Here is a 5,758-nt window from a genome sequence, read left to right as displayed (position 1 = left end):
GGTCAAAGAGATATGCGACGACTTCTGTATCTGTTAGGAGAGTGCACTTATATCCATACATTTCGAGGTATCGCTTGTTGGTTCCATAAGATGAAATCTCGCCGTTGTGAATCACAGACCAATCCAGTATGTTGAAGGGATGTGCACCGCCCCACCAACCAGGCGTATTCGTTGGAAATCGCGTATGTGCTAACCAGAGGTATCCTTTGTACTCTGTTAGTCTATAAAATGCTGCAACCTCATCTGGATGTCCTACAGCTTTAAATACACCCATGTTTTTTCCGCTTGACAAAACGAATGCATCATCGATATTCTCATTTATATGCATCACTAATTTTATTATGTAATTATCTTCCTCTGTCTTCTGCATGTTCTTATCAGGGGTCTCTAGAAAAAACCTCCAGAGGATGGGAGGGTTAGTTATTTCACTCACTTTATTAATGGGAATCTTTTCGTCAGCAACAATTGTTGCATTCTTTGCAAGATAACTTTCAACATTCATCAGGGTCGTTTCATCTGTTGTCATTACTTGCACAGCATATTTATCAGAATACTTTGGAAAGATTCCATATACTGCAAATCCAGCACCTAAACCATTACCGCGAACTTTCATTGAATTAATCATTTTAATTGGATATTTGCCTTCGATCAGATTTCCTTCTTTGCTTAAGATCCCTGCAAGTCCGCAGCCATCTATAATTTTATCATCATGATATTGGACCATCATCTTCACAATCCAATTTCTTTTTTAAAAGTTTTAGTTTTATTTTTTTCAATTCAGGAAGATCTAATTTTTCTCTAAAAACACTTGAGTCGGGTAATCCTCGTCCAGAGGCTAATAACATGTTTTTCTTTTTATTTATGAAATCTGGGATTTTTCCTCTCTTAGAAGCCATATTTTTTAATTGAGTGAAGAAATCTGTCAACCCAAAACACTGTGGGCATAATTCGTAGCAGGTGTGACATGCAATACAATTCCAAAACTCTCCTGCATCAATAACACTTTCTAAATTTCCATTTAACACGTCCTGGACTATCTTATGAGGCTCAAAGTCCTCTACTTCCGCAACTGGGCAATCTTCTTCACAAGCACCGCATGAAGCACATATTCGTAGAGATTCATAGTCAAAATGACGTTTTATTTCATCAAGAGCAATCTGTTTCATGCGCAATTTTTGAAATACACTATCAGTTGGAATAACATGATAAGGAAAACTAATTTCTACAACATCCTCCATGCCAAGTGCAATTCCAAGAAGTTCCAAGAAGTAGAATGTAGGTATCTCAAAATTGGTTTCATCAATTCTATTTACCTGAAACTGTGCTAAATCATATTGACTAAAACAATATGGACAAACAACCGCAATACCATCTGTGCCCCGATGTTGGAGCGATTCAAGTTTTAATCTTACAAGATCGTAGGCTGCCTGTTCAGAAGTCGAAGATAGACTTCCTCCACAGCATAACATTTTTTCAGGATAATTTAATGGTGTTGCACCTATTGCTTCTATCAACCTATCAAAGACACTAGGATCAATAGGATCGTCAAACAGAATCTTATCGCTTGGTCTCAGAAGATGACAGCCTGGATGTGTTGCAATTGTTAATCCAGTTAATGGGCGGGTTATGTGTTCTTCGATTTCTATTGAGCCAATATCGAATGCCAGAACTTCTAAAATGTCTTTTACGCGAATAGAGCCATTATATTGTAATCCTTCTTCAGCAAGTAGTTTATTAATTTCATTTCTAAGGGCGCTATTTCCTTTAAGTTCCATATTTACATTTTTTAACGTGCCATAGCACCCATTACAAAAGGAGATAATGTCAAGGCCTTTTTCTTCAGCAATCGCGAGGTTTCTGGCTGCGATGGCGTACCAAGTTCTTTCATCATATCCTCTTATGCTAAGGGGATCAGGACAGCAACTGAAGTCATCTAAGTCAATAATATCGACTCCTAATTTCTTAAGAACGCGTTTCGCTAGTATTTCGATATAGGGATATTTATTTTGGATCAGACAACCGTAAAACGCTGCATATTGCATTTCTTTTTTCATTATTTCTTAAACTCCTATTTACATAAGGCAACATATTTACATATATCAAGGTATTAGACAAAGTGTTAATAAATTTTGTTATTTTGACTATTTGTACTGAGTAATGCTATTTATACTGAACGTTTGATGATTTTTATTCTGAATGTTTGAACACTTTAATATCCAACAATACGGGTCTTTTTAAATGATTAATCAAAATATCATAAAAGGAGTCAGCATGGATAAAAAGAGAGTTATTTTAGTAGCAGACAAGGCGATATTTTTAATTTCTTATTCCTCTTCAAGGAATGAAGGTTTCCAGAAGTTAATTACTTTAAGAAACTTATCAAGTCTTTCGAGAAGGGCTTTGGTGACCCTTCTGTCTTCCGCCCATACTGCTGATTCGTATTTAAACCCCATATCGAAAGCTTCTGAGAGTGTTTGGATACGTTTCTTAAAATGTTCTTCCCCTATCCTTTCAAGAACAGGAAACGCTAACATATAATCTATAAGTTTATCAAAGATCTCTAAGACCAATCCTTTTTCTGGGATGCCATGCAAGACAATACGCTTGATTACGCGCTCATCTAGCCTCTCAAAAGGGAGAAATTCTTCAGTCTCATTCAACACTCTCATTTCATCAAACATCATCCGCAATCTGTCCCATAAAGCGGTCAAAAAATCGTCTAGCTGGCGCAAAGTGAGGTCTTGTTCCGAGCGATAGGTTATCGTTAAGCGCTTGGGGTCATTCATGTGGTAGAAATCAGGCGTAATGCCGTTTACTGTAAGATAATAGTTTCGTTCTTCCTTTTTCCATGCAGGAGAGACTTCATCAAGACTATCCGAGAACGGAATCAACCTCCCGGCAACCCTCTCGGAAAGTAGGAAACTGTCTATGCATTCTTCCATTCGAATGTCCATCTCAACGCGGATCGAGGGCTTTTCGATACAAGTAATTGGATCTTCTGACAATTTCATCAGTTCGCTTTCGCCCTCTTTTTTGAATCGACAATAGCACACAACTACACTCGCTTTTCTATTCAATAAATGTCGCTCATCATCTTTGACCAGATTATCGTCAAGTTTCAATCCCTGAAGGCGAAAGAGGTTTTCTAAGCCTTTGATCTCTTTAATCTGATTGCTGTAGAGGTTTAATCTTTGGAGATTAGTGAGATTGTCTAATCCTTTGATCTCTTCAATCAGATTATGATGTAACTCTAATGTCTTTAAATCTGTGAGGTGTTCCAAGCCCTGAATTTTTTTTATATGATTGTGACTGAGGTTTAATCTTTGGAGATTAGTGAGATTGTCTAATCCCTTGATCTCTTCAATCAGATTATGGCTAAGATATAGTTCTTTAAGATCCGTGAACTTCTCCAATCCTTCGATCTCGTTGATATCGGTTATCTCTTTCTCACCGAGGTCAAGTGTGCCGTCTTTTACAAAATACTTTTCCCCTCTGACTGTTACATAGTCACATGATTGTGTTTTTGACAATTCTTTTTACCTCCATTCACTTTATGTTATTTACACATTTAAAGACCACGGTAGACGTTGGAGGAGTTTAAGGAGAGCTTAAAAACAATTTTCTGAATTGTTTCAGATTAATCTTAACCGTAAACTGTCGTTAATCACGAAACAACGTAAAAAAGCAAGGTTGTATGCTATTTGATTTAGAGTATATTTTTAGATAATAGATAAATTTATATACTATAAGTCTAATATTAGACTCATAGTATGAAAAATCCATTCAGGAAGTGTGGATATGCATGAATTAATAATTGGTATAATCTACGTCATAGCGTTCTCAGTTTTAGCCGTAGTTATTATGGTTAAAACAAAGTTCAACAACTTGTTGAGAATTGGGCTTTTAATTGCGACATTGTTTGCGTTTTATATGCTTCCAACTGGACATTTGGTTGGCTTAATGCCTAAATTGGGCTCTAATGGTGTAATGGCTGAAACAGGAGACGTTGGATCAGGTATCGTTACGACGTATTCGTTCCCTTTAGCATTGCTAGCACTCATTGTAACACTGGGGCTCACCTTTTTTGTAGGACGTGCGATTTGTAGTTATGGATGTCCTGTCGGTGTAGTTCAAGAACTCCTCTATGAAGTCCCAACTGGCAAAAATGGCGGAAACAAACTGACCTTGCCTACAAAAATCAGTTATTTCATAAGATTGGGAGTACTAGGTCTGATAGTTGTCTTAGTTCTTACCTTTGGCCTTGGGCTTATTCAAATAGCCGCACTGTCTCCATTCGTAATTCCTGTGGCGTTCATTATAGGTGTTTGCATTATGGCATCAATTTTCGTATATAGACCCTTTTGCAGGCTTTTCTGTCCCTATGGTGCCTTGGCAGCATTAGTGGCGAAATTCTCCAAAGTCAAACCAGGGAAGGGAGATTCATGTACGGAGTGCGGACTTTGTGATATGAAATGCCCAACAGGAGAATTAAACGAAAAGTATGGTGAATGCTATCTCTGCGGAAGATGCGTAAGAACATGCAACGTAGATGCTGTAAAATTCTGCTGAGCGTAGATATTTTGCTATCTTCGGATAGCATTTTTTTAAATTTGAAAGAATTTCGTTATTAGATAATTGAAGGTGTAAAAAATGGAAGGATCACATGATAGAAATGCTGAAACAAAAACTGGTGCGAAATTGACGAGGAAAGAACGCAAAACGTTACGAACACGAAGACAAATTCTTGATGCGGCAACGGAACTGTTCAATAAAGCTCGTTATGATGATGTAACGATGGATGATATAGCAGAACAAACGCTATTAAGCAGGGCTACATTGTACAATTATTTTGATAGTAAAGAAGGCATCTACTTCGAAATCGGTATTCAAGGTTTTAGAATTATTTCTAAAAAGCAAGAAGCACTAATTAAATCTGAATCTTCTTCAGGACTCGATAAAATCATAAAATTAAGCGAAACTATCCTTAGATATTTGTTTGAAAATCCATTAAGTCATGAAATCATGCGCCATTACCTTGTGACGGAAAGTAAAGCAGAAATTACCACTGATAAGATCCTGAGGAAAATGAAATTAGGGGAAGATGTGGAGAATCCTTCTGATAGAATACGAGCAAGGTTTTTACAAGAAATCCGCAAATTCGAGAAACCCTGGGCAATCGCAGTGGAACAGGGTTTCAAAGATGGATCAATCCACCAGGATATGAATCCCGATCATTTAGTGCATTTCCTTTTTATGATCATTTCTGGGATTGTTGATCGTGCCAACTTGGAAAGAGTAATGATGCAAAAGGTGAACTTATCCGTCGAAGACATCATAAAGAGGACTATTGATCTGATCCGGAAAGATTTGGGAAGTGACTGAACTCTTACGAATCATTAATTTGAAATATACAAAAAATTTGGCAGGAGGTGAAAAAAATTAGTTCAACACATGATAAACACGAACATCTCGTAGGCGAAGAAATGCCTTATTCACATCTGCTGCAATTAAGTTCTGCAGTAGTGTTTCTACTAGTCTGGTCATTAGATTCTTTTATTTTCAAATTCTCTGTTTGGTTTGCAAATTTTGTGCCATGGATGTTTCGATTAATTCTGGCTCTATGTGTGATCATACTTGGAATTATGCTAGCGCGTTCAGCGGAAAAGGCGTTATTTCAAGAAGAACTTGAGTCACCTAAAGTGGACGTAATTGATACAGGGATACTTGGTCATGTGAGGCATCCTTTATACCTTGGAGT

Annotated in this window: 4 protein-coding genes and 2 pseudogenes; 3 read left to right on the top strand and 3 right to left on the bottom strand. The window is 37.3% G+C overall.

What is annotated here, in order from left to right; genetic code table 11:
* From QVB70_RS01955 to QVB70_RS01945, 3 genes and pseudogenes are all read right to left on the bottom strand, one after another.
* Positions 1-727 (bottom strand): annotated as a pseudogene (locus tag QVB70_RS01955) (hypothetical protein); the annotation flags it as partial.
* The gene (locus tag QVB70_RS01950) at positions 708-2,054 is read right to left on the bottom strand and encodes a heterodisulfide reductase-related iron-sulfur binding cluster (protein ID WP_287582834.1); all 1,347 of its coding nucleotides are present in this window, start codon (positions 2,052-2,054) and stop codon (positions 708-710) included. The gene QVB70_RS01950 and the pseudogene QVB70_RS01955, both read right to left, overlap by 20 nt.
* A 270-nt stretch (positions 2,055-2,324) precedes the next feature.
* Complete coding sequence (locus QVB70_RS01945; protein ID WP_287582832.1) at positions 2,325-3,530, bottom strand: leucine-rich repeat domain-containing protein; 1,206 nt, start codon at positions 3,528-3,530, stop codon at positions 2,325-2,327.
* A 268-nt stretch (positions 3,531-3,798) separates the two neighbouring features.
* On the opposite strand from QVB70_RS01945, the gene QVB70_RS01940 reads away from it, so the two are divergent.
* The 3 genes and pseudogenes from QVB70_RS01940 to QVB70_RS01930 form a co-directional block, all read left to right on the top strand.
* Entirely contained in the window at positions 3,799-4,569 is a 771-nt protein-coding gene (locus tag QVB70_RS01940) for a 4Fe-4S binding protein (RefSeq protein WP_287582830.1), read from the top strand.
* A gap of 81 nt (positions 4,570-4,650) precedes the next feature.
* Positions 4,651-5,382 (top strand): TetR/AcrR family transcriptional regulator, encoded by a 732-nt coding sequence (locus QVB70_RS01935; protein ID WP_287582827.1) that lies wholly within the window; start codon positions 4,651-4,653, stop codon positions 5,380-5,382.
* 47 nt (positions 5,383-5,429) lie between these two features.
* Positions 5,430-5,758 (top strand): annotated as a pseudogene (locus tag QVB70_RS01930) (hypothetical protein); the annotation flags it as partial.

The organism is Candidatus Borrarchaeum sp. (assembly GCF_019058535.1).
Classification (GTDB): domain Archaea; phylum Asgardarchaeota; class Sifarchaeia; order Borrarchaeales; family Borrarchaeaceae; genus Borrarchaeum; species Borrarchaeum weybense.
The sequence above is the reverse complement of the archived record's forward strand: the minus strand, read 5'-3'. Positions and strand labels throughout refer to the sequence as shown.

What these genes read in the sequence shown, in the direction of transcription:
- QVB70_RS01935 (WP_287582827.1), top strand. Translation starts at nt 4,651, where the DNA reads ATGGAAGGATCACATGATAGAAATGCTGAAACAAAAACTGGTGCGAAA.
- QVB70_RS01940 (WP_287582830.1), top strand. Translation starts at nt 3,799, where the DNA reads ATGCATGAATTAATAATTGGTATAATCTACGTCATAGCGTTCTCAGTT.
- QVB70_RS01950 (WP_287582834.1), bottom strand. Translation starts at nt 2,054, where the DNA reads ATGAAAAAAGAAATGCAATATGCAGCGTTTTACGGTTGTCTGATCCAA.